At 38.1% G+C, this 24,051-nt stretch carries 16 protein-coding genes and 2 tRNA genes; 7 read left to right on the forward strand and 11 right to left on the reverse strand.

Translation table 11 applies throughout. The annotated features are described in order from the left end of the window. Nucleotides 1–122: 122 nt before the first annotated feature. Both ACPDG9_RS09330 and ACPDG9_RS09335 read left to right on the forward strand, forming a co-directional pair. Nucleotides 123–2,717 (forward strand): DUF2339 domain-containing protein, encoded by a 2,595-nt coding sequence (locus tag ACPDG9_RS09330; protein ID WP_430527489.1) that lies wholly within the window; start codon nt 123–125, stop codon nt 2,715–2,717. Nucleotides 2,718–2,728: 11 nt separating this feature from the next. Next, nucleotides 2,729–3,952 carry a hypothetical protein gene (locus tag ACPDG9_RS09335; protein WP_430527490.1) on the forward strand — a complete coding sequence of 408 codons (1,224 nt, stop codon included), beginning with the start codon at nt 2,729–2,731 and terminating at the stop codon, nt 3,950–3,952. Between the two features lie 49 nt (nt 3,953–4,001). Here the strand turns inward: ACPDG9_RS09335 and ACPDG9_RS09340 are convergent, their stop codons facing one another. Beyond that, nucleotides 4,002–5,609 carry an Ig-like domain-containing protein gene (locus ACPDG9_RS09340; RefSeq protein WP_430527491.1) on the reverse strand — a complete coding sequence of 536 codons (1,608 nt, stop codon included), beginning with the start codon at nt 5,607–5,609 and terminating at the stop codon, nt 4,002–4,004. A gap of 68 nt (nt 5,610–5,677) precedes the next feature. Continuing rightward, the gene (locus tag ACPDG9_RS09345; protein ID WP_430527492.1) at nt 5,678–6,358 is read right to left on the reverse strand and encodes a ComF family protein; all 681 of its coding nucleotides are present in this window, start codon (nt 6,356–6,358) and stop codon (nt 5,678–5,680) included. Between the two features lie 102 nt (nt 6,359–6,460). Between ACPDG9_RS09345 and ACPDG9_RS09350 the strand changes: the two genes are divergently transcribed. From ACPDG9_RS09350 to ACPDG9_RS09360, 3 genes are all read left to right on the forward strand, one after another. Next, a complete protein-coding gene (locus ACPDG9_RS09350) occupies nt 6,461–6,652 on the forward strand; it encodes a hypothetical protein (protein ID WP_430527493.1) in 192 nt (63 codons plus the stop codon). Nucleotides 6,653–6,657: 5 nt separating this feature from the next. After that, complete coding sequence (locus ACPDG9_RS09355; protein WP_430527494.1) at nt 6,658–7,029, forward strand: YchJ family protein; 372 nt, start codon at nt 6,658–6,660, stop codon at nt 7,027–7,029. 103 nt (nt 7,030–7,132) lie between these two features. Next, complete coding sequence (locus ACPDG9_RS09360) at nt 7,133–7,765, forward strand: NAD(P)H-binding protein (protein WP_430527495.1); 633 nt, start codon at nt 7,133–7,135, stop codon at nt 7,763–7,765. A 62-nt stretch (nt 7,766–7,827) separates the two neighbouring features. Here ACPDG9_RS09360 and ACPDG9_RS09365 read toward each other — a convergent pair whose 3' ends face one another. From ACPDG9_RS09365 to ACPDG9_RS09395, 7 genes are all read right to left on the reverse strand, one after another. Next, on the reverse strand, nt 7,828–8,403 hold the full coding sequence (locus tag ACPDG9_RS09365; protein ID WP_430527496.1) for a YceI family protein: 576 nt from the start codon (nt 8,401–8,403) through the stop codon (nt 7,828–7,830). A 141-nt stretch (nt 8,404–8,544) separates the two neighbouring features. Next, entirely contained in the window at nt 8,545–10,089 is a 1,545-nt protein-coding gene (locus tag ACPDG9_RS09370; RefSeq protein ID WP_430527497.1) for a glycine--tRNA ligase, read from the reverse strand. A 173-nt stretch (nt 10,090–10,262) separates the two neighbouring features. Continuing rightward, nucleotides 10,263–11,429: an efflux RND transporter periplasmic adaptor subunit gene (locus tag ACPDG9_RS09375; RefSeq protein ID WP_430527498.1), complete on the reverse strand. Its 1,167-nt coding sequence runs from the start codon at nt 11,427–11,429 to the stop codon at nt 10,263–10,265. Nucleotides 11,430–11,433: 4 nt separating this feature from the next. Beyond that, nucleotides 11,434–15,792 (reverse strand): CusA/CzcA family heavy metal efflux RND transporter, encoded by a 4,359-nt coding sequence (locus ACPDG9_RS09380; protein WP_430527499.1) that lies wholly within the window; start codon nt 15,790–15,792, stop codon nt 11,434–11,436. Between the two features lie 226 nt (nt 15,793–16,018). Continuing rightward, nucleotides 16,019–16,396, reverse strand: coding sequence for a hypothetical protein (locus ACPDG9_RS09385; protein WP_430527500.1), 378 nt, complete (start codon nt 16,394–16,396; stop codon nt 16,019–16,021). A gap of 171 nt (nt 16,397–16,567) precedes the next feature. After that, nucleotides 16,568–17,611: a thiamine-phosphate kinase gene (thiL, locus tag ACPDG9_RS09390; RefSeq protein ID WP_430527501.1), complete on the reverse strand. Its 1,044-nt coding sequence runs from the start codon at nt 17,609–17,611 to the stop codon at nt 16,568–16,570. A gap of 134 nt (nt 17,612–17,745) precedes the next feature. After that, nucleotides 17,746–20,997, reverse strand: coding sequence for a glycosyltransferase family 117 protein (locus tag ACPDG9_RS09395; protein WP_430527502.1), 3,252 nt, complete (start codon nt 20,995–20,997; stop codon nt 17,746–17,748). Nucleotides 20,998–21,173: 176 nt separating this feature from the next. Here ACPDG9_RS09395 and ACPDG9_RS09400 point away from each other — a divergent pair. Both ACPDG9_RS09400 and ACPDG9_RS09405 read left to right on the forward strand, forming a co-directional pair. Beyond that, nucleotides 21,174–21,244 (forward strand) — tRNA-Gln (locus ACPDG9_RS09400). A gap of 384 nt (nt 21,245–21,628) precedes the next feature. Then, nucleotides 21,629–21,699, forward strand: a tRNA-Gln gene (locus ACPDG9_RS09405). 88 nt (nt 21,700–21,787) lie between these two features. Here ACPDG9_RS09405 and ACPDG9_RS09410 read toward each other — a convergent pair. Together ACPDG9_RS09410 and ACPDG9_RS09415 are read right to left on the reverse strand one after the other, a co-directional pair. Then, on the reverse strand, nt 21,788–22,567 hold the full coding sequence (locus tag ACPDG9_RS09410; RefSeq protein WP_430527503.1) for an enoyl-CoA hydratase/isomerase family protein: 780 nt from the start codon (nt 22,565–22,567) through the stop codon (nt 21,788–21,790). 11 nt (nt 22,568–22,578) lie between these two features. Next, nucleotides 22,579–24,048: a sensor histidine kinase gene (locus ACPDG9_RS09415; protein ID WP_430527504.1), complete on the reverse strand. Its 1,470-nt coding sequence runs from the start codon at nt 24,046–24,048 to the stop codon at nt 22,579–22,581. Nucleotides 24,049–24,051: the final 3 nt, after the last annotated feature.

Genomic DNA, 24,051 nt, shown 5'->3' on the forward strand with positions numbered 1-24,051 from the left:
TACTATTTTAAAAAACAGATGCCTTTATGGGGTTATTTTTCATTAATTTTGGTAATTAACCTCTTTTTTTTATTTAAAAATGGCGTTAAAGAAGAGATAATTTAAACTAAAGTTGAAGTCGTATGATGTTTACCCTTTTTCTCCTGGTCGTGGTCTTGGTTGTTTTAGTACTGAGCCTGATGAATAAGTTTGACAAGATGCGCACGCAGTTAGATCAAGTTAATCGACGTACGGTTACCTTATCGCAGGTTCTACAGGAAATACAGCAAAAGATCAATGCGCTGAAAGGGTCGGATCTGGCTTCGTCAAGTACTACTATTGATGCAGATATAGAAACGCAGACAAAACCAGAGCTAGAAGTGGAACGCTTGGTGCTTCCTCCTCCTATTCCTCCTACGGTTATTAAGGAAACGTCTACCATCACTTCTTCGGATACTACTAAAGAAGCGATTCCCTCATCTGCACAGGCAACTCCTGTTTTGGATCCTACGGAGCAAGAATTGCTGAAACGCCATGCGATAGCGCAGCATCGCACTACAGATGAAGAGGTGAAAATCACACCACCTTCTTTTGCTGCTCAACAAACTGTTGATCACGTTGTAAGAGCAGAGAAGGAAAGCAACTTCGTTCAAGGATTAAAAGAAGTCAATTGGCTGAATGCCATTGGTATTATTACCTTGGTTTTGGGAATTGGTTTCTTCGTGAAATACGCCATTGATCAAGATTGGATTAATGAAGTGGGACGTGTGGCATTGGGAATTGCAGTAGGGGGCGTTTTAGTGGGCATCGCACATAAGTTAAGTGTTGCGTATCGCGTTTTTTCTTCTATTTTATTAGGGGGAGGATTCGCCACTTTTTATACTACGATAACCTTGGCTTTCCGCGAATATGAAATTTTTAATCAGACGACGGCCTTTGTTATTTTACTTGTTATAACGGTATTAGCTGTTCTTCTTTCTATCGCCTATAAGAGACAGGAAGTTGCCATTTTTGCCTTTATTGGTGGGATGTTATCTCCTTTGCTAGTCAGCACGGGATCTGGGAATCATATCGTGCTGTTTTCTTATATACTTTTACTTAATACCGGGGTGTTAGTTGTGGCTGTTCGACAAAGGTGGTTGCTCATCGATAAGTTTAGCTATGTACTGACTTTTCTGTATTTGGGAACCTGGTTGTGGGTTAAGTACGAAGAGATGTATCAAGGTGCTGCGATCTTGTTTACCGCATTATTCTTCTTGCAATTTATGTTGCTATTGGTCTTGCGCTATAAAAACAAAACGGAGGAACAATCGCCTTGGGGGCAATTACTCTATATGGCTTTGACGAATTTTACAGTTTTGATTTGTTTCTTTGCGATTCACGCCAAAAGTACTGGTGTGAATTATTTAGGTGTAATCATTATTGGTATGGCACTCGTTAATGCTTTGTTTATCCTTCGTTCAACTAGCAAGAAAAACCAGTCAATCGATATAAATTATACGTACACACTTTTGGCGATTACCCTTGGACTTGTGTCTTTAGCTATTCCTGTACAGTTGAGTAAGGTATATATTACCCTTGTATGGGCTATTGAAATGGGAGTGCTGTTCTGGATATGGACGCGTACTAAAGCCAACTTGTTTCGAGTGGGAGCACTGATCTTGAGTGTACTCACTGTTTTTTCTTACTTATTGGATATCCGCAGCTTCAATCCTTCATTTGAATACCATGAAGCGACAGACTCAATGGTTTTAGTCCATATTTTACCCCTTATCGTCAATCAATATACCTTGACGGCTCTTGTTGTGCTAGTAGCCTTCTTTTTTGTCTATCAATGTGCAAGGAAGAGTTCCATCAAAGAAGAGGATACGATCGGATTAAAATCAACGAGGCAACCATCTACAAAAGAAATACAAAAAGGAGCTAGAATCATACTCTTTGTATTGGCTTATATTGCCTTGTATCTTGAACTTTCCTATCAAGTAGGATGTAGAATTGAATATCCAATCCTAGGTGTAACAAATGGTATTTATAAAACACTTTGTATGGTGACTTATAGCTTACTTTTTGCTGCAGTTTACGTTGCTTTAGACAAACAAAAGACAACCAAAATAAGATACTGGATCTATGTAGCCGTAACGAGTATCGCATTGTTGATCTTCGCCTTTTCAATTGAAGGAGTGCGAAGTGATATATTTAATTACAGCGTATACCCGAAAGGATATTTTGCGCTTCACCTGCTAAGCTTTGCTATTTTCTTGTATTTATATTGGATGTTGTATCGCAATATGTCTAAGGTGAAAGTGCGGGAGACTGAAGGATTAAACGCTGTTTTGTTTATTTCTTTAGTTGTTTTGTTCTCAGTAGAATTGGATAATATACTGGTATGGATACTCAGTATCCCGGAGACGTATTACATCATCCTTGACAATATTCACGCATATGGATATCCAATACTTTGGGGGTTAATGGCGATGGTGTTGATGATTTTGGGTATCAACAAAGAGAAAGCCGAATGGAGAAAATTATCTTTAGCAAGTTTTGGAATCATCATTTTGAAGTTCTATCTCTACGATGTTTGGCGCATGAATCAAGGGGGGAAAATTGCTTCTTTTGTAGTGTTGGGTATTATTCTTTTAATTGTTTCTTTCCTTTTAGAGCGCATTAAGTTACTTCTAAAAGACAAAGAAGGTCAAAAGTCGAATCTTTCGAAAGAAGGGGATTCGACGGATGTTTAAACTAGTTGTATATGAGAGTCTTTGCTAGGTTATTGTTGGGGTTATGGGGAGTTATTTTGTTGAGTATTTCCTCTGTTTATGGACAAGTGAAAGTGTATCAAGCTCGTTTAGCTCCTGTAATGGAAAGTGGGTATTACAACATTGAATTAGACACTAGGATAGTGGGCTGTGCGAACGACAACTTTGCCAATCTTCGCCTTGTACAACAAGACGCAGTTGATTCTATAGAGGTGCCTTATTTTATCCGAGCTGTTCAGCCGTCGTCTAAGGAAACAAAAATGATCGATTATGCTATACTTCATCGCATAGAGAAAGATAGTATGAATCGGTTTGTTGTGCACAATCCTCAAAAGAGAGCAATAAAAGATTTTTATGTGACGATCAACAAAGCGGACGTCGCTATAACTGCATCGGTGAGTGGGAGTAACAATGGAGAGGATTGGTTTAGTGTGAAGCAAAAGCATCCTATTTATACGGATCATACTGCTGAGGGAGGTGAGACAACGTTGTTTATAGGAATGCCAGAGGGACAGTATCCATATTATGAAATAGAGCTTGTCAATAACCAAACAACCCCCTTAAAACTAAATAAGGTTAGCACCGTAGTTGATACCCATACATATGGACAGTTTAGCCCAATTTTACTACAATATGACGCCCAATTAACGCAACAAAAGGACAAAACAACTCTTGTTTCTTTTGCTCCTCAGTCACTGCATTACAAGCTCAATAAAGTGTCTGTACTAGTTGATAGTCCTCAAGATTATTACCGAAAAGCTATGTTGAGAGATTCCATAACCCATGTGGCTATACCACTTACGTTATCTTCTAAGCGAAGTAATGAGTTTATTGTTGAACACGCCCTTGTACAAAATCCATACTTGGAGATTTATAACGGCAATAATCCACCCATAGTGATTAAGGATGTGGTCATATCTGCTTTAACTCGATTTGCAACTGCTTATCTACAAGCGGATAAGACATATGAAATAATCGTGAATAACGAGCTAACAGAAATTCCGGACTATGATATACAACACTTTAAAAGCGATATTCCCTTGTTGTTACCCACAGTAAAGACCATAGGTTTTACGAGCAGTGAGCGAATGACCAACAAGGAGTATGCTAGTGAAGCAACAAACACGATGAATAGGCTATTGTGTGCTGTATTAGCTGTTGTGGGATTGTTAGTCGTGTATATTTGCTATCAAACGTTTAAAAAGCTAGGCAATTAAGTGCCGTTTACGGTTTGCTCTTGCATGTGAACCGCAAACGAATAAGATCTTATTTTAAATCAAGATCTTGATTGATATCCCAATTGGCACGTACGTCAATAGGTTCTTTTGCATAGAATGTTTCCTCTGGTTGACGCTTGTCCCAATAGTACCCCGTGTCCCACTTTCCATTTTGATTATCATCATAGATCACGCGAACATAATATTTACGCGGAGGAAGTAAATCAAATACAATAGTTTGTGGAGCATGAATGATTTGAGTGAAATAAACTTTTTCCTGCTCATCAATTAAGTCTACAATAATAGGATAACGCTTCACACTACTAAGATTAAGGTTTAAGTTCCCATAATCGCTGTGTTTAGTCGTTTTTAGTGCATAGTTTAGTGTGTCATTTCCCTTGCCAAATAAATCGACTAAGGCATTCGGAAGTAGGCTGATACTATACAGCTCTTCTTGTTCTTTGTCAAATAGTAGTGCTACCTTTTGTTCTTCTAATACTTCTTGAATTTCAAAAGAAACAGGGAGCGAATCTTTATTAATAATTTGGATTAAATTTTTATCTACACGAGCAATCGGTGTTGTTGTCTTTAAAGAAAAAGCCTCTTTGAAGTCAATTGCGTTATTCTTGGCTGTAACTCGGAGCGTATCTATTTCCTTCATTTTTGCACGTGGACGCACAGTAAAGGTTTCTAAATAATCGTCTTTACTTACGGTAATATGTAAGGAGTCTGCTACAATTTTAGGAAACCAAAGTTGTAGTGAATCTTTTGCCTCTAAGGGGGTATAAACACTTTTTATCAAGCTATCGTTTTTGGTAACTTTTACGTGTACACCGTCTTTATTTCCAACATAAGGGAGATACCACTTATTTTCTGAAAGCTGCGCTGGGCGTTTTGCCTTGAACGGTTCTTCAGATTTAAAGAGAACTAAGTTGTAGCTCTTATCCGTTGGGATGGTGATAGTGTCCTGTATAAAAGCGATTTTATCTTGCTCCGGATTGAACAAAAAATTATTTGTTTTTTGTTTCAATCCCACTAAATAGTAAGTACCTGCTTTAATGTTTTCGATGGAAAATGTAGTTAAAGAGTCTAACGTATTCGTGATATACAGTGGTTTTTCTTTGTAAACGGTTGAGTCCGTAAATACGGTAGCATCATACAGCATCACATTGACAAAATTATCGGTTTTCAATTTGTGAGCGGATTGAATGGTTCCTTCAAGTTTTAGGGAGTCAATATAGGTCCCCGTTGAGAAGATGTATTTAAATTGCGGTAATACATTGCCCTCGTTGTTGTCTATAATAGCATCCCCAAAGTTAAAACTATAGGTAGTATTGGGGTGTAGGGTATCTTTTATCTTGATGGTCATGGTCTTCTTAGGGCTTCCCATGGGAGAAATCTCCGGATTGTGTTTTAAAGGCGGAGAAACAATCAAGTTTTGGTTGACATTTTTTAACTTGATGAATTCATCAAAGTCAATTTTGATTTCATCTTTATCGAAGTTGATTGAGAAATTCTCAGGATAACTCTTGACTACTACTGGAGGTAGGGTGTCCATAGGACCTCCTGAAATAAACCCTCTCTTAGCACAATTAGAAAAACAGGTTACACATAAAATGAGTAAGCAAGTAAACAAGTATAGACGAAACTTAGACATAGTTCTATTTTGAAAAGACAAAGTAACAATTATATTTTTTACTTAGAAAATATCGATCCCTAAAAACTTCATTTTGTATAAGCTAAACACAAAATACTCACCTTGCTCTGAGGAATTTGCAACAAGAGTTTGGCACAAGTTTCCAGTGTAGTGCCTGTTGTTAAGATATCATCGAGTAATAAAAAGTGTTTTCCAGTATACTCAGGGGCAGGAGTTAAGTAAAAAACAGTTGTTTGGGCGTTGATTCGCTCGCGAAAGCTCTTGGTGGTTTGAGAGGGAGTAGCGGAGATTTTTGTCAATAATGTTCGATTAATGGGGATTCCGTAGTATTCAGCTAGTGCTGTAGCGAATCCATCTACTTGATTGTACCCCCTTTGCTTTCGTTTTTTCGGGTACATAGGCACGGGAATGATCCAGTCAATGGTTTTTAATGCTGCTGTTTCGGATAAGATTTCGGCATACATCTTACCTAAAAAATAACTAATTTGAGGTTGATTTCCATATTTAAGTTGATGAAAGAGATGAGATACTCGGCCATTTTTGGTATAGTAGAGCAGGCAACTTGCTCGCGTAATGTTGACTTTACCGTAAAACTTACCCATGGCTTCATTTGCATCAGATTGATGTTGATTTGTAAAGGGTAGAAAAGCACGACAAGCGGTACATAAGAAGGATTCCCCTTTAAGGAGAATCACCCCACAGCCACAACAACTTATCGGAAAAAGGAGATTCAGCAGGTTTTTTAGCATAAAGAGGAGGATTAGCGTTTTAAAAAATAAGGCAAATAAAAGACCACTTTAAACCAAAGCAAGCAATATCTTTGTATTGTATAAGAAATAAGAGAAAAGAATATGGAGAAAGCAATACTTGATTTAATGCAACTCATTAAAGAGGAGAAATACGAAATAGCGCAGCTGTTTGCTATTGAAATCAGTAAGCGATTACAACAACTGATGGATGATGAAACCTCTGATGACGGCTTGGTTCGTCTAGCGAAAATGCACAAAATTGTTGAAGACCTCCAAGAAAAAATAAAAAAGTAAATCGTATGTGTCCTTGTGGAAGTGAAGAACCAATAGAGAAGTGCTGCTTGCTTTATATAGGAGGAGCACAATATCCTACAACAGCAGAAGCGTTAATGCGCTCAAGATATACCGCTTATGTGTTGGCGAATGCAAAATACGTACTAGAGACAACCCATCCGAGAAGACGTCATTTGTACAGTAAGAAATCGATCTTACAATGGGCAACTGAAAATGAATGGACGGGGCTTATAATTGTAAATGCAACAGTTACTACAGTAACGTTTAAGGCTTCTTTTACAGATGCAAATGGAGTAGAGCATCAACATAAAGAACATTCGCTCTTTGAGGCTTTAGGGGATAAGTTGTACTATGTATCTGGAACTTTTGAAGATTAATGTGCGGGTTTATTGAGGCTTTTCTTTCCCTTAGTTTTTTAATAAGTAGCTTAGGGAATAAAAAAGAAGCGAAGCGCTTTATTTTTTTTTGTAAATTCCTGTTATGAGAGCTGTAATCATTGGGGCTACTGGAGCCGTTGGAAAAGTATTGGTGCGTCAACTACTGTGTGACGATCGCTATCATTTTGTCGAAATTTTTGTGCGAAGCCCTTGGGACATTCAACACCCTAAGCTGATTTACCACGTGGTTGATTTTGATAAAATGGCTGAATGGCATCATTTGATTGAGGGTAATGTAGCTTTTAGTTGTTTGGGTACAACGAAGAAACAAGCAGGTGGAAAAAAGAATCAATGGCATATTGATTATGATTATGTCGTACAATTTGCCAAATACTGTAAGACAAAATCAATTCAGACCTTCGTTTTGGTTTCGTCCAAGGGAGCCGATTACCACAGCAAGGTGTTCTACTTATACCTAAAAGGGAGAATTGAACAAGCCATTGCTCAGTTGCATTTTAATCGAACTATTATTATCCGTCCTAGTTCGCTTATTCGACCGAATTCAGATCGATTTGGTGAAAAAATGGGCGTGAAAGTTTTACTCCTTTTCAATCGAATGGGATTACTTCGGTCCTATCGTCCCGTTCCCGTATCTAAAGTAGCAGATCGAATTCGAGATACTGCTGTAAGTCACGTGGGATATAATCTTGTGATCATTGAGAATGACGAAATATAAACCATAAAAAAAGGGTCTACTCTCAAGAGTAGATCCTTTTTTGTTGAAAGATATATAAAGGATTAGTTAGCCTTGCTGAATTCTAAATTTACTGTAATATCAACATTTTTTCCGATGGCTTGTCCTGTTGGATCATAGGCTACATCGAAGTCAAAACGATTGATCGTTGTAGTGGCTTGAAAACCAAGCTTGGTGTTGCCATTTCCGTCATCCGCTAATAAGCCGCCGTATGTTAATTGGAACGTTACCGGTTTGGTTGTGTTTTTGATGGTTAAATTACCTGCTAATTCATACTTGTCTTTGCCTGTTTTTTTGATAGACTTGCTGTCAAATTTCATGGTTGCATATTTTTCAGTATCAAAGAAATCAGCAGATTTTAAGTGATTATCACGCATTTCTACGCTTGTATTCACACTGTTTAAATCAACGGTAAAGTTGAATGTTCCTTTCGTTAAATCTTCTGGGTTTCCTACAAAAGTTCCTTCGTATTTATCAAATCGTCCATCTACAAAAGATATGCCCAAGTGTTTGACTGAGAAGTTTAAGAACGAGTGCATCGGATCGACAGTCCATTTTGTTTGTGCAAATGATGTAACTGAAAATAAAGCAGCTACAACGAATAAGGCTATTTTTTTCATATGGGTTATAGTTTTAATTATCAATGATTCAAAGATACGGATCTTCTGAAGGAGAAGGACTTAACCTACATTAAGAAACGATTGAAAGAAAAAAGCCTCTCCAAATTATTTGGAGAGGCTTTTAATTTTATCTTGTTCTGATTATATCATTTTCTTTAACCAGTTTTTCATCGATACTTCTTCGTTGATGATGTTTTTAAGATCAGCAATTGCAACGCGATCTTGTTTCATCGTATCTCTGTGGCGGATCGTAACCGTTTTGTCTTCTAGCGTTTGGTGATCCACTGTAATACAGAAAGGAGTACCTAATGCATCCGCACGGCGATAACGACGCCCTACAGCATCTTTCTCATCGTAAGCAACGTTGAAATCCCATTTCAAGTCTTCGATGATTTCTTGTGCGATTTCTGGTAGGCCATCTCGTTTAATTAAAGGAAAGATGGCTGCTTTTGTTGGTGCTAATACCGCAGGTAATTTTAATACCGTTCTCGTTGTTCCATCTTCTAGCATTTCTTCTTGAAGTGATTTTGAGAATACAGATAGGAACATACGATCCAACCCTACTGATGTTTCTACTACATAAGGAACATAAGAAGAGTTCGTTTCGTTGTCAAAGAACTGCAATTTCTTACCAGAGAATTGTTCATGTGCTTTCAAGTCGAAATCTGTACGCGAGTGAATTCCTTCTAATTCTTTAAATCCGAATGGGAAGTTGAATTCAATGTCTGTAGCTGCATTGGCATAGTGTGCTAATTTTTCGTGGTCGTGGTAACGGTAGTTTTCCGCTCCCATTCCCAGTGATAAATGCCATTTTAAACGCGTGTCTTTCCAGTATTGGTAGTATTTCATTTCCTCTCCTGGTTTCACGAAGAATTGCATTTCCATTTGTTCAAATTCACGCATACGGAAGATAAACTGACGGGCAACGATTTCGTTACGGAATGCTTTTCCAGTTTGTGCAATACCAAAAGGAATCTTCATACGTCCTGTTTTTTGAACGTTTAAGAAGTTAACGAAAATACCTTGAGCGGTTTCTGGACGAAGGTATAAATCCATCGCTGTATCAGCAGAAGCTCCTAGCTTTGTGCCAAACATAAGGTTAAATTGACGCACTTCTGTCCAGTTTTTAGAACCTGTATCAGGATCTGCGATTTCCAATTCTTCGATTAGGGCTTTTACATCCGCTAAATCACCTGAATCTAAACCACGAGCCATGCGCTCTAAAATTTCCTTTTTCTTTGCGTAGTATTCTACTACACGTGGATTCGTTGAAATAAATTGCTCCTCATCAAAAGATTCTCCAAAGCGCTTTTTCGCTTTTTCAATCTCTTTTAATGCTTTTTGGTGTAATTTTTCACAGTAGTCTTCAATTAAAACGTCTGCTCTATATCTCTTTTTACTGTCTTTGTTGTCAATTAAAGGGTCGTTGAATGCATCAACGTGACCTGAAGCCTTCCAAGTGGTTGGATGCATAAAGATTGAGGCATCAATTCCTACAATATTTTCGTGCATTTGTACCATGGACTTCCACCAGTACTCTCTAATGTTTCTCTTTAATTCTACACCGTTTTGAGCATAGTCATATACTGCACTCAAACCATCGTATATTTCGCTTGATGGAAAAATGTATCCATACTCTTTTGCGTGCGAAATAACATTCTTAAAAATATCATCTTGTTTTGCCATACTGCAAAAGTAATAAAAGACTTTAAGATTAAAAAACGGCAATCGAAGCATTTTGTATGGAAAATGACAAATGTTTAATCACCTTGTCTTAAAATAGTTAGTTCTTGAAATTAAGTTCATCCACTGCACCATAAACCCATAAAAAAAATCCAGCATTTGCTGGACTTTTCGTTTTATTCTTCGTCTTCCGTATTTCTTAATTTCATGAGTAAGGTATAGGCACCTTTAGAAACAATGGTCTTACCTACTAGACTATCTGCGTTGTGTATAGCCGTGAAACTATGCTCCGTTTCGCCAATTGTTACCGGAGTCAATTGATAGGTTTGTTTTGCTATTTCAATAAAGACAAAATTCTTCCCTTCAAAATAGACGACACTCTCTTCTGGTAAGGCTTTGCTTTTTGCGGAGTGCGTATCAATTTCTGCATTCATATACATCCCTGGTAAAAGATTCTTTTCAAAATTTTCAAAGTGACAGTGAACTTCTGAAGTTCCCTCAGTATTGACATCCATGCTAATCAATACAATTTCTCCCTCATATTTTTTGTCGGGATTGTTGTTGGTATAACTCACAACGCGTTGTCCTACTTCTAGTTTATCTAAATCTTTCTCGTAAACTTTGAGGTTCAAGTGAATATCTGTAGGATCAATCAATTCAAACATTACGTCAGAAGGAGTAACGTATTTTCCAATATTGACATAGGTGTTACTCACAAAGCCGTTGATTGGACTGTAGATAGCGATAGATCGACTAATAGAATTATAGGTCAAGGTATTGGGGTTAATGTTGATTAAACTCAACTGTTGCCCCAAAGCGTTCATTGCAATTCGCTGTGCGTTCATTTCTGCTTGGGCTTGTTGCATGACCTTGTCGCTGCTTGCTTGACTCGCATTTAGCTCCTTTTGACGTTGAAAATCTAATTGGGCAAATTCATACTTGTCTTTCGCAATAAGGTAGTTCTGCTGTAACTCAATGTAACGCGGATCTTCCATAATAGCGATTTGCTCTCCCTTTTTGATGTGCATACCCGGCATCAATTTCGTTTGCTTTACATAACCTCCCAAAGGATTGGTTACTGAAATTAAGTTTTGAGGAGGTACATCTATTTTTCCGTTTAGTTTCAAAACAGTTGCGATGGTGCGTTCTTGAAGTTTTGTGGTTGCTAGATCCACGTGCTTTACTTGTGCATCTGTTAATTGTACGATATCTGTTTCTTCTTCTTCGATGATTACTTCCTCTGTGTGGTTTTCCTTGTTTTTACATTGAATAAAGGTAGTCGCAATAAGAATACCCAGTGTAAGAATAGAAAATGGGCGAATCGTTTTATATAAGATAGACATAAGGCTAATTATTTGAAGTTAGGTAATTGATTTGGATGACCGTGTCATTATAGGCTTTTAAGGCATCAAAATAGTTGCTTAATAATTCTAGTGCCTGATTGGTTAAAAGAACATATTCGAGGTAGTTGATTTCTCCATTGATGAACTGTAATTCGGCAGTTTGCATAATAACATCTGCGCCTTTAGGGGCTTGTTGTTCATAACTCGTTAGGATTTGTTGACTACTGTTGAGGTTTATTAACAATTGTTGATAACGGGTGACTATATTTTGTCTAGTCATAGCCAATTCTGCTTCCGCTACTTTTTCTGCTTCTTTAGAAGCGCGAATTCTACCTTTTTGTCCAAAGTCAAAAAGAGGTAAAGTCAAGCCTACTTGAAAAGCGTGAAAGCGATCTTTTCGGTCGTAGTACACCTCATTCGCTGCTACTCCCATAAAACTACTGTTGTTGTAAGTCAATTGTAGTGTAGGCAATAGTTTTGATCGTTCCAATTGGGTTTGTACGTGAGCGATCTCGCTGTTTTGTTCTGCTATTTTTAGCTGAGGATTTTGATCAAAGTCTTGCTCTAAGTTTAGTAACTCTACCTTTTTTCCTTCTAAAGAGGGAACTAGGTCATCCTCTGTATTCAGTAAATATTGCAATTGGAGTTGAGCTAAACTTTTAGCTTGTGCAATCTCAGCTAATTGCATCTGAATTTTAATCAACTGGTTTTTAGCCGTTGTTTGCTCTAATATGGTGCTTTCTCCTTTTTGAAAGCGCAACGTAGCTTTGTTATAGAAGGAAATATAGAGACTATCGGCTTGAAACAAGAGTTGTTCTTTCTCCTTCCAATACAAGTAGTCAAAAAAGCTCTGGCTTACTTCTCTCTTGATTTCGAGTGTTTTGAGTTCTAGGTCAAAAATGCTTTTTTGCCAATTTTTTTGGTATACTTTTTTTTGTCTGTTGTAAATCGTAGGAAAGGCTATGTCTTGGCTTATACTAAATTTATTATCCGTATAAGGACCGTTAATTTGTCCAAATTCCCCTGCTATTGTTGTTTGTGGAATATCTGTTGCGGTGTGAATGAAAGCTTTGGCAAAGTCCGAACGCAATTGTTCTGTTCGTATGGCCTTGTTGTTTGCCAGTGCACGGTCAATAGCTTGATCCAATGTAAGGGGTGTTTGTGCCACAACTGGACTGCTAATGGCTAAGAATAAGCCAATTGTTGCCACAACGGAACTGACTTTTTTCTTTGTAAAGAAAGAGAAGTTCAGCTTTTGTTCGAAAGTGATATATAATAAAGGCAAAATAAATAAAGTTAAGAAAGTGGCGAGGATTAATCCTCCAATAACTACGGTGGCCAATGGACGTTGTACTTCTGCACCAGCGCCATTACTCAAAGCCATCGGTAGGAACCCAAAAGACGCAACAGATGCGGTCATCAATACAGGACGCAAACGGCTTTTGGCTCCTCGAACAACGACGTAAACAATGTTAGTGATTCCTGATTTTCGCAAGCGGTTGAACTCGGCAATTAGTACAATACCGTTTAATACGGCTACACCGAATAGCGCAATAAAACCTACACCCGCACTAATGCTAAAGGGCATGCCTCTTAACGCAAGAAGAAATACACCTCCAATAATGGATAGCGGTATAGCGGTAAAGATCATCAAACACTCTTTGATGTCTCGGAAGGCAAAAAATAACAGCACGAAGATTAAAACCAATGCCAATGGTACGGCAATGGCTAAACGCTCTTTCGCTTCATTTAAGTTTTCAAATTGTCCTCCATAGGTAACGCGGTATCCTGTAGGTAAGGTGATTTTAGCTTCTACTTTTTGTTGTAATTCTTCTACAATACTCTGTACATCACGGCCTTTTACATTGAATCCAACAAAAATACGGCGTTGCGCATTTTCCCGTTGAATTTGATTAGGGCCTTCTTTAATTTCAACTGTAGCCAATTGACTTAACGGGATTTGTATTCCCGAAGGTGTAGGAATCAGGATGTTGCGAATTTGCTGTATGTCTTTTTTGCTTTTTTCCTCCATGCGGACAACTAAATCGAATCGATTTTCTCCTTCATAAACTACACCCGCACTTTGACCGGCTAAAGAGGTGTTAACGATACGGTTAATTTCGCCAATGGATAAATGATGACGCGCAATTGCTGCGCGGTTGTATTCAATGAGTAACTGTGGCATTCCCGTAATCGGTTCAACGTATAAATTGACGGCTCCAGGAATGGTGTTAATCAATTGTCCAATTTGATTGGCAGTCGTCGCTAAAGTATCTAAGTTATCTCCAAAAACTTTCACTACTACGTCTTGTCTTGCTCCGGTCATTAATTCGTTAAATCGCATTTGAACAGGAAACTGAAAGCCAACGGTGATGCCAGGAACCTCTTCGAGTGCTTGGGTCATTTTTTCTGCTAATTCAGGGAAAGAAGAGGCTGAAGTCCATTCTTTCTTGTCTTTTAAAATAACCATCATATCTCCCGCTTCCATAGGCATGGGATCGGTAGGTATTTCGCTGTTACCAATTTTTGTTACTACTTTTTCCACTTCAGGGAATTGACTCACCAAAATGTGAACTGCTTTTTGCGTACTTTCTATGGTTGTTGTAAGATTACTTCCGTTGAGTACTTTGGTGTCTACGGCAAAATCTCCTTCTTCCAAAGAGGGAATAAATTCTCCTCCAAGGGTGGTTAGAATATAGATTGCACTGACAAAAAGCAAAGCGACAACACTGTAAATAATCTTTGGTATCTCTAGTACTTTCACCAAAGCTTTTTGGTATATTTTTTCCAATTTTGCCATAAATCGATCAGCAAAGTTGGGCTTTGGATCTACTTTTCTACTTAAAATTAACGAGCTCATCATGGGAACATAGGTCAACGAAAGTAAGAAGGCTCCGAGTAAGGCAAAAGCTACCGTTTGTGCCATAGGTTTGAACATTTTTCCTTCAATTCCCTGTAAGGTTAGAATAGGAATATACACGATAAGAATAATGATTTGTCCAAATACAGCACTGTTCATCATCTTGGAGGCAGATTGTACCACGGTTTGGTTCATTTCCTCCTGCTTGAGTAGTACTTTTTGTTTGAATTTATTGTTGTGACTAAACTGATGGAGGACGGCTTCCACAATGATGACGGCTCCGTCTATGATTAATCCAAAGTCTAAAGCACCTAAGCTCATCAGGTTTCCACTGACACCAAATAAATTCATCATCGAAATGGCAAAGAGCATGGCTAAAGGGATGATGGATGCGACAAGTAAACCGGCGCGAAAGTTACCGAGAAATAAAACGAGTACTAAAACGACAATTAAAGCACCTTCTAATAGGTTGGTCTCTACTGTTCCAATAGCGTTGTTCACCATTTTGGTACGATCGAGGAAGGGTTCAATTACGACGCCTTTAGGGAGAGATTTTTGAATTTCAGCAACGCGATTTTTTACCTCTTGGATGACGTTGTTGCTATTTTCTCCTTTTAGCATCATGACAATTCCACCCGCAACCTCGCCTTGGTCGTTGTAGGTCATCGCCCCGTAGCGCGTCGCATGTCCAAGCTGTACTTTGGCAATATCGCGGATCAGAACAGGTAATCCGCCGTTCTTTGAGGGGATGACTATTTGTTCAATATCTTCTATAGTACCGATTAACCCTTCGGAGCGAATGTATAAAACAGTAGGCCCTTTTTCTATGTAAGCTCCTCCTGTATTCTCGTTGTTTTGATTCAGTGCCTCAAATACATCAGTAATATTTAACCCGCTGGCATCTAGTCGATTGGGGTCAATGGCTATTTCATATTGTTTGAGCTTTCCGCCGAAACTACTCACCTCGGCAACTCCTTTTACAGCAATTAATTGCCGGCGAACAATCCAATCTTGAATAGAACGCAATTCCGTGAGATCAAACTGTTTCTCATACCCTTTTTCCGGGCGTACTACATATTGATAGATTTCTCCTAAACCAGTAGAAATCGGACCTAATTCGGGTCTTCCCACTTCTTTGGGAATGTCATTTTGCACCTGCTGTAGGCGTTCACCAACTTGTTGTCGTGCCCAGTAGATGTCGACATCTTCTTCAAAAACAATGGTGATAAGGGATAATCCAAAGCGCGAGAAGCTTCGGATGCTTTTCATCCCAGGAATGTTACTATTGGCCTGTTCAATAGGAAAAGTAACTAAGCGTTCAATATCAGTAGCTCCATAATTTGGGGCAACTGTAATCACTTGAACTTGATTGTCTGTAATATCAGGTACGGCATCAATAGGTAGTTTAGTCATTTGAAATAGACCAATACCGATTAACCCGAGTACCATTAAGCCTATGATGAGTTTATTCTTTACAGAATAGGCAATTATTTTATTTAACATACGGATACTGTTATTCAATTGCAGCTAGCTATCCCATGCTAATCCAACGTTACCGTATACAAGTCATCGATTCGCTCAGAAACGCTGTGTCTTGAGTGAAGGATATTTGTAGGTAAACGCAGGGATGCAAGGGGCTAGTTACTGCCCTTGGGTTGATACATAAATACGATAAGAACCCCGTGATTTAGGCTGTGCTAAGGAACCACGAAGTGTAAGGATAGATGTACTAACAGTATTTAGGCGGTTGCCAAATAGAGGATAAAAAACTACTTTCGAAAACGGTGTCGTGAAAACGTTCAACCTTAGTGTTATGGGTTGAAATTTTGATTCGATCAATTTTTAGGATAGCAGGAGGGGTAGTCGCAACAATATGTATAATTGGAGCATGAGAAACGAAAGGAAGTTTCTCATCCGTTGGGTCACCATCCTCCTTGTGATTGTTGTCATAGTGTATTTGTAAAAAACCCCAAATGGTCAAATCAGGATTTAACCCTTTGTGTTCAACATAGTGCTCCACTAGCAAGGGGAACTTCAATAACTGACCGAATTCAGTTGTTGAAATCAGAAACATAAGCATAAAAAATAAAGCTATTTTTCTTTTCACTTGGTTTGTTTTGAGCTTGTTAACTAGAACAAAATTAAGTAATCTTTTTTACAATCGCTGTGCAAGGTACTAATTTGTTCGTATTCAAAATAGGGTTTAGCTTAATTCTAATAAAAATCTAATATTTAGTTAACACACAAAAAAAACTGGTTGTACAACCAGTTTTCTTGTTTATTGTAGGGCATTCCATCCTTTTGCTTTGATGGGAATCTTTGTATTATCTCTCGTGATGAGGTGAACACCTTCACTTTCTTGTGTCATATGACCAATGACAGTTAAGTTCGGGTTTCCTTTGATTTTGTCGTAATCCTCCATTTTGATTGTGAATAATAATTCATAATCTTCACCGCCATTGATAGCAATTGTTGTGGCATCTATATTAAATTCTTCACAGGTATTAATAAATTGAGGATCTAGAGGAAGCTTCTCTTCAAACAAATTGCATCCAACTTTAGATTGGGTGCACAAATGCATGATCTCTGAAGAAAGTCCATCTGATACGTCAATCATACTTGTCGGTTGAACTTCAAGGTCCGCTAATAGCTGTTTGATGTCTGTACGTGCTTCGGGTTTTAATTGTCGTTCAATGATATAGTCATAAAGTGATAAATCAGGTTGACTATTGGGATTCACGAGGTAAACTTGTTTTTCTCGTTCTAGTACTTGAAGCCCCATGTAAGCCCCGCCAATATCACCTGTAAGCACAACTAAATCGTTGTCTTGTGCCTGATTTCTATAGACTAATTCTTCTTCCTTAGCTTTACCCACAGCTGTAACACTGATGATTAGTCCTTTTTGTGAAGAGGTTGTATCTCCTCCAATTAAGTCGACTTTGTAATACGTACAAGCTAATGCAATTCCTTCATATAATTCTTCCAAGGCTTCCAGAGGAAAGCGATTGGATACAGCGATAGAAACGGTCACTTGTGTAGGAACAGCATTCATTGCGCAAATATCGGATAGATTGACAACAATAGCTTTATAACCTAGGTGTTTCAGTGGAGCATAAGCCAAATCAAAATGTACACCTTCGATGAGTAAGTCGGTTGAAATAACTACTTTATCCGTAGGGAAGTCAAGTACAGCGGCATCATCACCGATTCCTTTTAAGGTAGAGGGTTGTGTAATAGAGAAGTCTTTGGTGAGCTGTTGAATCAATCCAAATTCACCCAATTGCTCTACTTGTGTTTTACTTTGATTTTTATTTTCAATCATATTGTATTATCCTTTTGAATCGCAAAGTTACTAAAAAATCAATGGAGCTTCTTCGAATTGTTTTGGAGTTAGGAGGAAAACAAAAACAGCCTTTATGCTGTAATAAAGGCTGTTCTATTTTATAGGTGAATTTGTTATTCTTCTACTTCGATGTAGTCACCTTCTTCCATTGCTTCTCCTTGATACTTTTTGAACAAGTAGTTGAAATGAGTGAAGTAAGAATTGAAGTCATCTTTGTACTGTTTAACAAAAGCAACTTGTTTGTCTTCTACATCAACAATGTCAACCAAATGTTTCCAAATATTGAGTTCTGAAAGAATTTCATAAGCGTAGAAATTTTGCTCATCAAGCGGAAGGTTTTTGTAATAGAACAACTTCTCATTTGATTTTTGGGCTAATTCCTGTGCGTATTTTTGGGCTACGTTCGCCTCGCCAATTTTGTAATAGCATTCCACAAATGGAATAACCAATTGGTAATATCCGTAGTATTGAATAGGCATATTGGTCATCGCCATATCGAGGATTTCTTTTGCCTTGTCATTCTTGCCTTCCTCGATTAACTGCTCGGCTAAACGACTCAAGTTAACGCGGTAGTTTAATGAATTTCTACGGGTTTGCGGATCGTGGTAAATTTTGTCACTACCCATATTACCCCAATACCATGTTTTTACGGTATTATACATACGGTCCGCGTCAATGATACCCAAATCTAAAGGATGTGCATTTTGACCTGGAGATTTGATAGGAACAAGCTTATAGATTAAACCACTGAGTTGTAAGTAATCTTTCATCCAAGCGAAATCATCGTTGTTAAAGCTACCACCGGAGAAATAAATAGGTCTTTCCCATTTGTTGTTAGCGATAATATCTAACATGATTAAACGGTGTTTGTAAATCACTTGATCCGTAATGTCAATATCGATAGAGGAAACCACTTGATCCATTAAATGAGGCGAAACGATGTTGTTTTTAGCTATTGTTTCGCGATCAACAGGTAAAGAAGCTTTATCTGAAGAGAACAAGTATAGCGTTGTTCCTGCTTCTGTTAATTGTTTAGTACGTTGATCGTCTGAGCGAACAACATCTAATAGAAGAGATAAATCAAAACGCTGATCAGCAACGGGTTTAATTAAAAGTGCGTCGCGTTTATTACCCACATATTGATCATGAGTGAATTTAATTGGCAGGGGCTCAGATTCATAGGCTTTTGCTTTCATTTGATCGATATACCAATCTTGTGTCAGTAAGCTCGTACAAACGACGCGTACATCGGTGCGATATCCTTCAATTTCTTGTAAATACCAAAGAGGAAAGGTATCGTTATCTCCAATGGTAAAGATGATAGCATTCGGGTCGCAAGAATCTAAATACGCTCGTGCGTTTGCCAAAGCCGTATAGCGGTTCGAACGATCGTGATCATCCCAGTTTTGCTGTGCTAATAATACAGGCCCCGCAAGTGCGCAAACAGTTAATACAATAATGTTTGACAGTTTTGGAGAAAGGTATTTTTTCAATCCGTCATAGATTGAATATACCCCAAATCCAAGCCACATGGCGAATATATAAAACGACGGTACAACGGCATAATCGCGTTCTCTTGGTTCAAAAGGACGTTCATTTAAGAATATTTTTAAGGCTAAACTCGTAAATAAAAATAGCACTAATAGCACCCAGAACATTTTTGGATCTTTGCGGTAGTTGAATACAATTCCAATAATACCAAGGATAAAAGGCAAGAAAAAGTACGTATTTCTACCCTTGTTGTTCAATACGTCAGAAGGAAGATTATCTTGAGAACCAAGTCGAATTTCATCTAAAAATTTGATGCCACTCAACCAGTTTCCGTGTTCTAAATCTCCTTGACCTTGAATATCATCTTGACGACCAACGAAGTTCCACATTAAATATCTCCAGTACATATACCCAAATTGATAGGTAAACATATACGACATATTATCAGAGAAAGAAGGTACTTCAATATCAAGTGCTTGACCATATTGACTTAAGAAATTGTCTAATTCTTCAATGCCAAATTCGCCACTCGCCATTTTTTGTTTTACAGCTCGATCTAAATAGACCACTTTATCGTTATTCGTATAGCCTGCTGCGATGTTGAAATTCAGCGGCTTTGAATAACGCATATAGTTTATGCGGTGATTTTTATCTGTACTCCACATACGAGGAAGGAATCCTTTGTGTCTTTCGTCAAAGTTTTGTCCCGCGTTTTTCCATTCGTTTACAATAACGTATTTTCCCGTTTTATAATCTCGTTCGTAGTTGGGTTCTTGATCTTTCCACGGGTTATTCGCATCCAAACCAACATAGGCTTTCGTAAAGTAGGAATCGTAATAAATACTTTCGTCACCGTATTGCTCACGTTGATAATAGGCCAATAACTCCGCAGCATCCGAAGGGGTATTTTCGTTAATGGTTACGTTTGCATTCGCGCGAATAGGCAACATTAACCAAGCTGTTAGACCAACACAAACGAAAACGAGAGTTAAGATCAGCGTATTGAACATCACATATCCTTTCTTTTTGGTGTAGTATAAACCAAATACCGTTAGTCCGATTAGGAGTAGAAAGGCTAGGATCGTTCCACTATTGAAAGGAAGTCCCAGTGTATTGACAGCGAAAATCTCTGTTTTTCCAAAGAAAGCTAAAAGCTTAGGGAAGAAAAACGCAAATAAAAAGAATAGGGCTGCAACAGCGGCGATATTGCCAATGATGAAGTTCTTTATTGTTACCTTTTCGTATTTTTTAAAGAAGTAAAGTAAACCAATAGACGGAATAGTTAACAGGGCCATTAAGTGAACGCCAAAAGAACATCCCGCTACAAGGCCAATCAACAACAACCAACGATTTCCTCTAGGTTGATCAAGCTCGTCTACCCATCTCAATCCCAAGTAGAGAAGAAGAGCAGTGAGCACCATAGCCGAAGCGTACACTTCTGATTCTACAGCGTTAAACCAAAAACTGTCGGTAAAGCTAAAAGCAAGAGAACCGATAGCGGCACTACCTAGTACTGCGATGGCGTTTGAATTTGTCCATTCAGAAGTTTTCGTTACCATCTTTTGTAAGATATTGGTCATTGACCAAAACATAAAAAGAATGGTAAAGGCACTTGAGAAAACGGCTACCATGTTCACTGCTAGGGCGATATGTTGAGGTGAAGCCGCAAAAAGAGAGAACAAAGCACCAAGCATTTGGTAAAAAGGAGCCCCTGGAGGGTGCCCCACTTCGAGTTTAGCTGAAGTAGCAATGTATTCCCCTGGATCCCAGAAACTAACGGTAGGTTCTACGGTCAAAGTGTAAGTGATTAATGCAACGAGGAAGCATAGCCATCCCCCGATTATGTTCCACTTTTTGTAGTTGAATGTTAACATATAAGAATATTCTTGGTATTTTTAATCATTATATACAAAGAAAGTCTTTTTTTATTAGATATGAACCAGATTAAAAAAAAATAATTTTGTATTTTGTTTTTGGATAATATAAAAAAAGTGTTACTTTTGCCTCCGCAATGCAGAAGTAGTTCCTACTTTTGAGTGCAAAGTGGTACTGGCCTATGGTGTAATGGTAACACAGCTGATTTTGGTTCAGTCGTTCTAGGTTCGAGTCCTAGTAGGCCAACAAGAGCTCCTTGATTTCTCAAGGAGCTTTTTTTTTTGGTTATCAGTTATGAGTTGAACTTCTGATCAGGGATCAGGTACAAAAGTAGGGGACAGTAAAAAATATTTTCCTAGAGTCAAGTCTTCGGTTCGTATGTCACCTCGACGTAGGAGAGGTTGCATCTTATAAATCAGTTATGGGTTATGGGGTGAACTTCTCATCCTCACGCCACCTAAAAAAAATATGTTAAAATTTATTTCGCTTTCAATTGATTATTAATGGATTGTAGTGTGAGTCAACCTTGGCGTGTTATTATTCTTTTGAAAATCTTTGGTAAGTACAGAAATAATGCTACTTTTGCATCCGCAATACAGAAGTAATTTACTTTTAAATGCAAAGTGGTACTGGCCTATGGTGTAATGGTAACACAGCTGATTTTGGTTCAGTCGTTCTAGGTTCGAGTCCTAGTAGGCCAACAAAAAGCTCCTTGAATTTCAAGGAGCTTTTTTTTATGACCTTGTGTGTAAATAAAAAAGGTTGGAATCTACATTCCAACCTTTTTTCTTATCCTTTAAAATTTGGTTTTCTCTTTTCTAAGAAAGCTGTTGTGCCTTCCGTAAAATCTTGCGTATTAAAACACTCACCAAAGTGTTTAATTTCTTCGTGGTATCCGTTTGTACCGTCTTTGAAGTTGGCGTTGATTGATTTGATTGCTTTAGAAATTGCCGAAGCCGAATTGTTGGCTATCTTTTGGGCAATGGCCTTGGTGAAAGTTAGCAATTCCAGTTGTTCAACCACGTGATTAACTAATCCGTATTCCAATGCTTTTTGAGCGTTGATCATGTCTGCTGTCATGATTAACTCCATTGCACGTCCTTTGCCTATTAATTGCGGTAGACGTTGTGTTCCGCCGTAACCAGGTATAAGACCTAGGGTTACTTCTGGCAATCCCATTTTGGCATTTGTCGATGCAATTCTAAAATGACAAGCCATGGCTAATTCTAATCCTCCTCCTAAAGCAAAGCCATTAACAGCTGCAAGGATGGGTTTAGAATAATTTTGAGCGTAATCAAACAACAATTCTTGCCCTTTAGCGGCTAATTGTGAACCTTCACTCACATTGAAGTTTGAAAATTCTTTAATATCTGCACCAGCAACGAAAGCCTTTTCTCCACTTCCTGTGATAATAACAACGCGTACTGATTTGTCTTCTTCTAATTGAAGTAAAGCACGGTGTAATTCTTCAATTGTAGGTTTGTTTAAGGCATTTAATTTTGTTGGTCTGTTAATCGTGATGACCGATATATGATCATCTGTCTCAACTAAAATATTCTCATATTCCATATTTCAAGTTTTTATTTGGTCAGCGGTAAAGTTACGGTAAATGTTGTTCCCTTGCCGACTTCTGTTTCAAAAGTAATGGTTCCTTTATAATTTTCAACAATGTTTTTTATAATCCCCAAGCCAAGTCCCATTCCACTTGTTTTGGTGGTAAATTTCGGTTCAAATATTTTTGTTTTGTCTGCAATAGTAACTCCTGTTCCATTGTCAGTAACGGAAATGACGATGCTTTCCCTGTTTTGATAGGCTTTTACGATTACAATCGGACTAGGATTGCTGTCGGGAATCGCCTGAATTGCATTTTTTACTAAGTTAGTAATAATACGGATAAGTTGTGTTTGATCAATAATCGCAATGATTTCCTCTTCTTCGTGTTCAAAATAGATGAAATCTTCGGTAAAGATATCCAAAGATATTTGAATGGTTTTAATGACGTTTAGCGTCTCGTTTTGTTGGGCCGGCATAGAGGCAAAGCTCGAGAAAGCCGTTGCAACCGAAGACATGGTGTCAATCTGTCCGATGAGAACCGCTGAATAGTCTTTGATTTTGTTGGTGATATCGGGATCTGTTGGATCAAATTTTCGCTCAAAACTCTGTACCGTTAATCGCATTGGCGTTAAAGGGTTTTTTATTTCATGCGCAACTTGTTTGGCCATTTCGCGCCAAGCTTGCTCCCTTTCATTTTGCGCCAATTGCTGGTAGGTTTCATCTAATTTCTCAACCATGTCATTGTAGGCATTGATCAAGTTAGAAATCTCTTTACTTGTAGAGATGTCTTCGATCTTTTCATTTTTCTGCCCTAGCTTTGTACTAGTCATTTTTATACTGAGCTTGTTTAGGCTCTGGGTGATGTAGTTCGATAAGAAATAGGAAATAGCGATAGACATGATCAACATAATAATATAGACCTGTCCAAATTTATACATGAAATTGCGCACTTCATTTTCGTAAAATTCATTTTCTTCCGGATAAGGGATTTTTATGATTCCCAAGGGTTTGAATTTTTGATCATTGAGGTAGCGATAAGAGGTTCGAATACGCGAATTATCAATTTCCTCTACATCCACAAAGCGTTTCACTGGAGAGGATTTTATTGTCTTTAAAATGATAATGGGAATAGTCGATCTGACACTGTCTATAGAGAAGCTTCCTTTAGAAGAGAGCAGTAGTTTGCCATCGAGATCGTAAAGGTGTAATTCCGTACTGTGTATGGTGGCGAGTTCGTGTATTTTGTCCTTGAAAATCAGCGGTAGATTTTCGGTATTTAGTTGGTGTGGTGTGGTGGTTAAGATGTAGTTGATGTTTTCTGTAATAGAGCTTTCCTTTCGTTCTAACCTGTACTGATGATAGGTTCGTGCTTCTTCCTTAAATTGATAGACAGACACGGCTGAGATCAATATCGAGGATATGATACTCAAGAAGATTAAGGAGAAAAAAATTCTATTTTGTAGGGAGAAACTTTTTAAAAAAAACTTGTCTTTCATTCA

Origin of the sequence: Myroides sp. C6-3 (genome assembly GCF_050522425.1) — a bacterium.
Taxonomy (GTDB): Bacteria; Bacteroidota; Bacteroidia; order Flavobacteriales; family Flavobacteriaceae; genus Flavobacterium.

Coding starts and splice junctions, on each gene's coding strand:
- ACPDG9_RS09370 (WP_430527497.1), bottom strand. CDS start 10,089: ATGGCAAAACAAGATGATATTTTTAAGAATGTTATTTCGCACGCAAAA.
- ACPDG9_RS09335 (WP_430527490.1), top strand. CDS start 2,729: ATGAGAGTCTTTGCTAGGTTATTGTTGGGGTTATGGGGAGTTATTTTG.
- ACPDG9_RS09395 (WP_430527502.1), bottom strand. CDS start 20,997: ATGTTAACATTCAACTACAAAAAGTGGAACATAATCGGGGGATGGCTA.
- ACPDG9_RS09365 (WP_430527496.1), bottom strand. CDS start 8,403: ATGAAAAAAATAGCCTTATTCGTTGTAGCTGCTTTATTTTCAGTTACA.
- ACPDG9_RS09415 (WP_430527504.1), bottom strand. CDS start 24,048: ATGAAAGACAAGTTTTTTTTAAAAAGTTTCTCCCTACAAAATAGAATT.
- ACPDG9_RS09345 (WP_430527492.1), bottom strand. CDS start 6,358: ATGCTAAAAAACCTGCTGAATCTCCTTTTTCCGATAAGTTGTTGTGGC.
- ACPDG9_RS09350 (WP_430527493.1), top strand. CDS start 6,461: ATGGAGAAAGCAATACTTGATTTAATGCAACTCATTAAAGAGGAGAAA.
- ACPDG9_RS09340 (WP_430527491.1), bottom strand. CDS start 5,609: ATGTCTAAGTTTCGTCTATACTTGTTTACTTGCTTACTCATTTTATGT.
- ACPDG9_RS09380 (WP_430527499.1), bottom strand. CDS start 15,792: ATGTTAAATAAAATAATTGCCTATTCTGTAAAGAATAAACTCATCATA.
- ACPDG9_RS09330 (WP_430527489.1), top strand. CDS start 123: ATGATGTTTACCCTTTTTCTCCTGGTCGTGGTCTTGGTTGTTTTAGTA.
- thiL (WP_430527501.1), bottom strand. CDS start 17,611: ATGATTGAAAATAAAAATCAAAGTAAAACACAAGTAGAGCAATTGGGT.
- ACPDG9_RS09360 (WP_430527495.1), top strand. CDS start 7,133: ATGAGAGCTGTAATCATTGGGGCTACTGGAGCCGTTGGAAAAGTATTG.
- ACPDG9_RS09375 (WP_430527498.1), bottom strand. CDS start 11,429: ATGTCTATCTTATATAAAACGATTCGCCCATTTTCTATTCTTACACTG.
- ACPDG9_RS09355 (WP_430527494.1), top strand. CDS start 6,658: ATGTGTCCTTGTGGAAGTGAAGAACCAATAGAGAAGTGCTGCTTGCTT.
- ACPDG9_RS09410 (WP_430527503.1), bottom strand. CDS start 22,567: ATGGAATATGAGAATATTTTAGTTGAGACAGATGATCATATATCGGTC.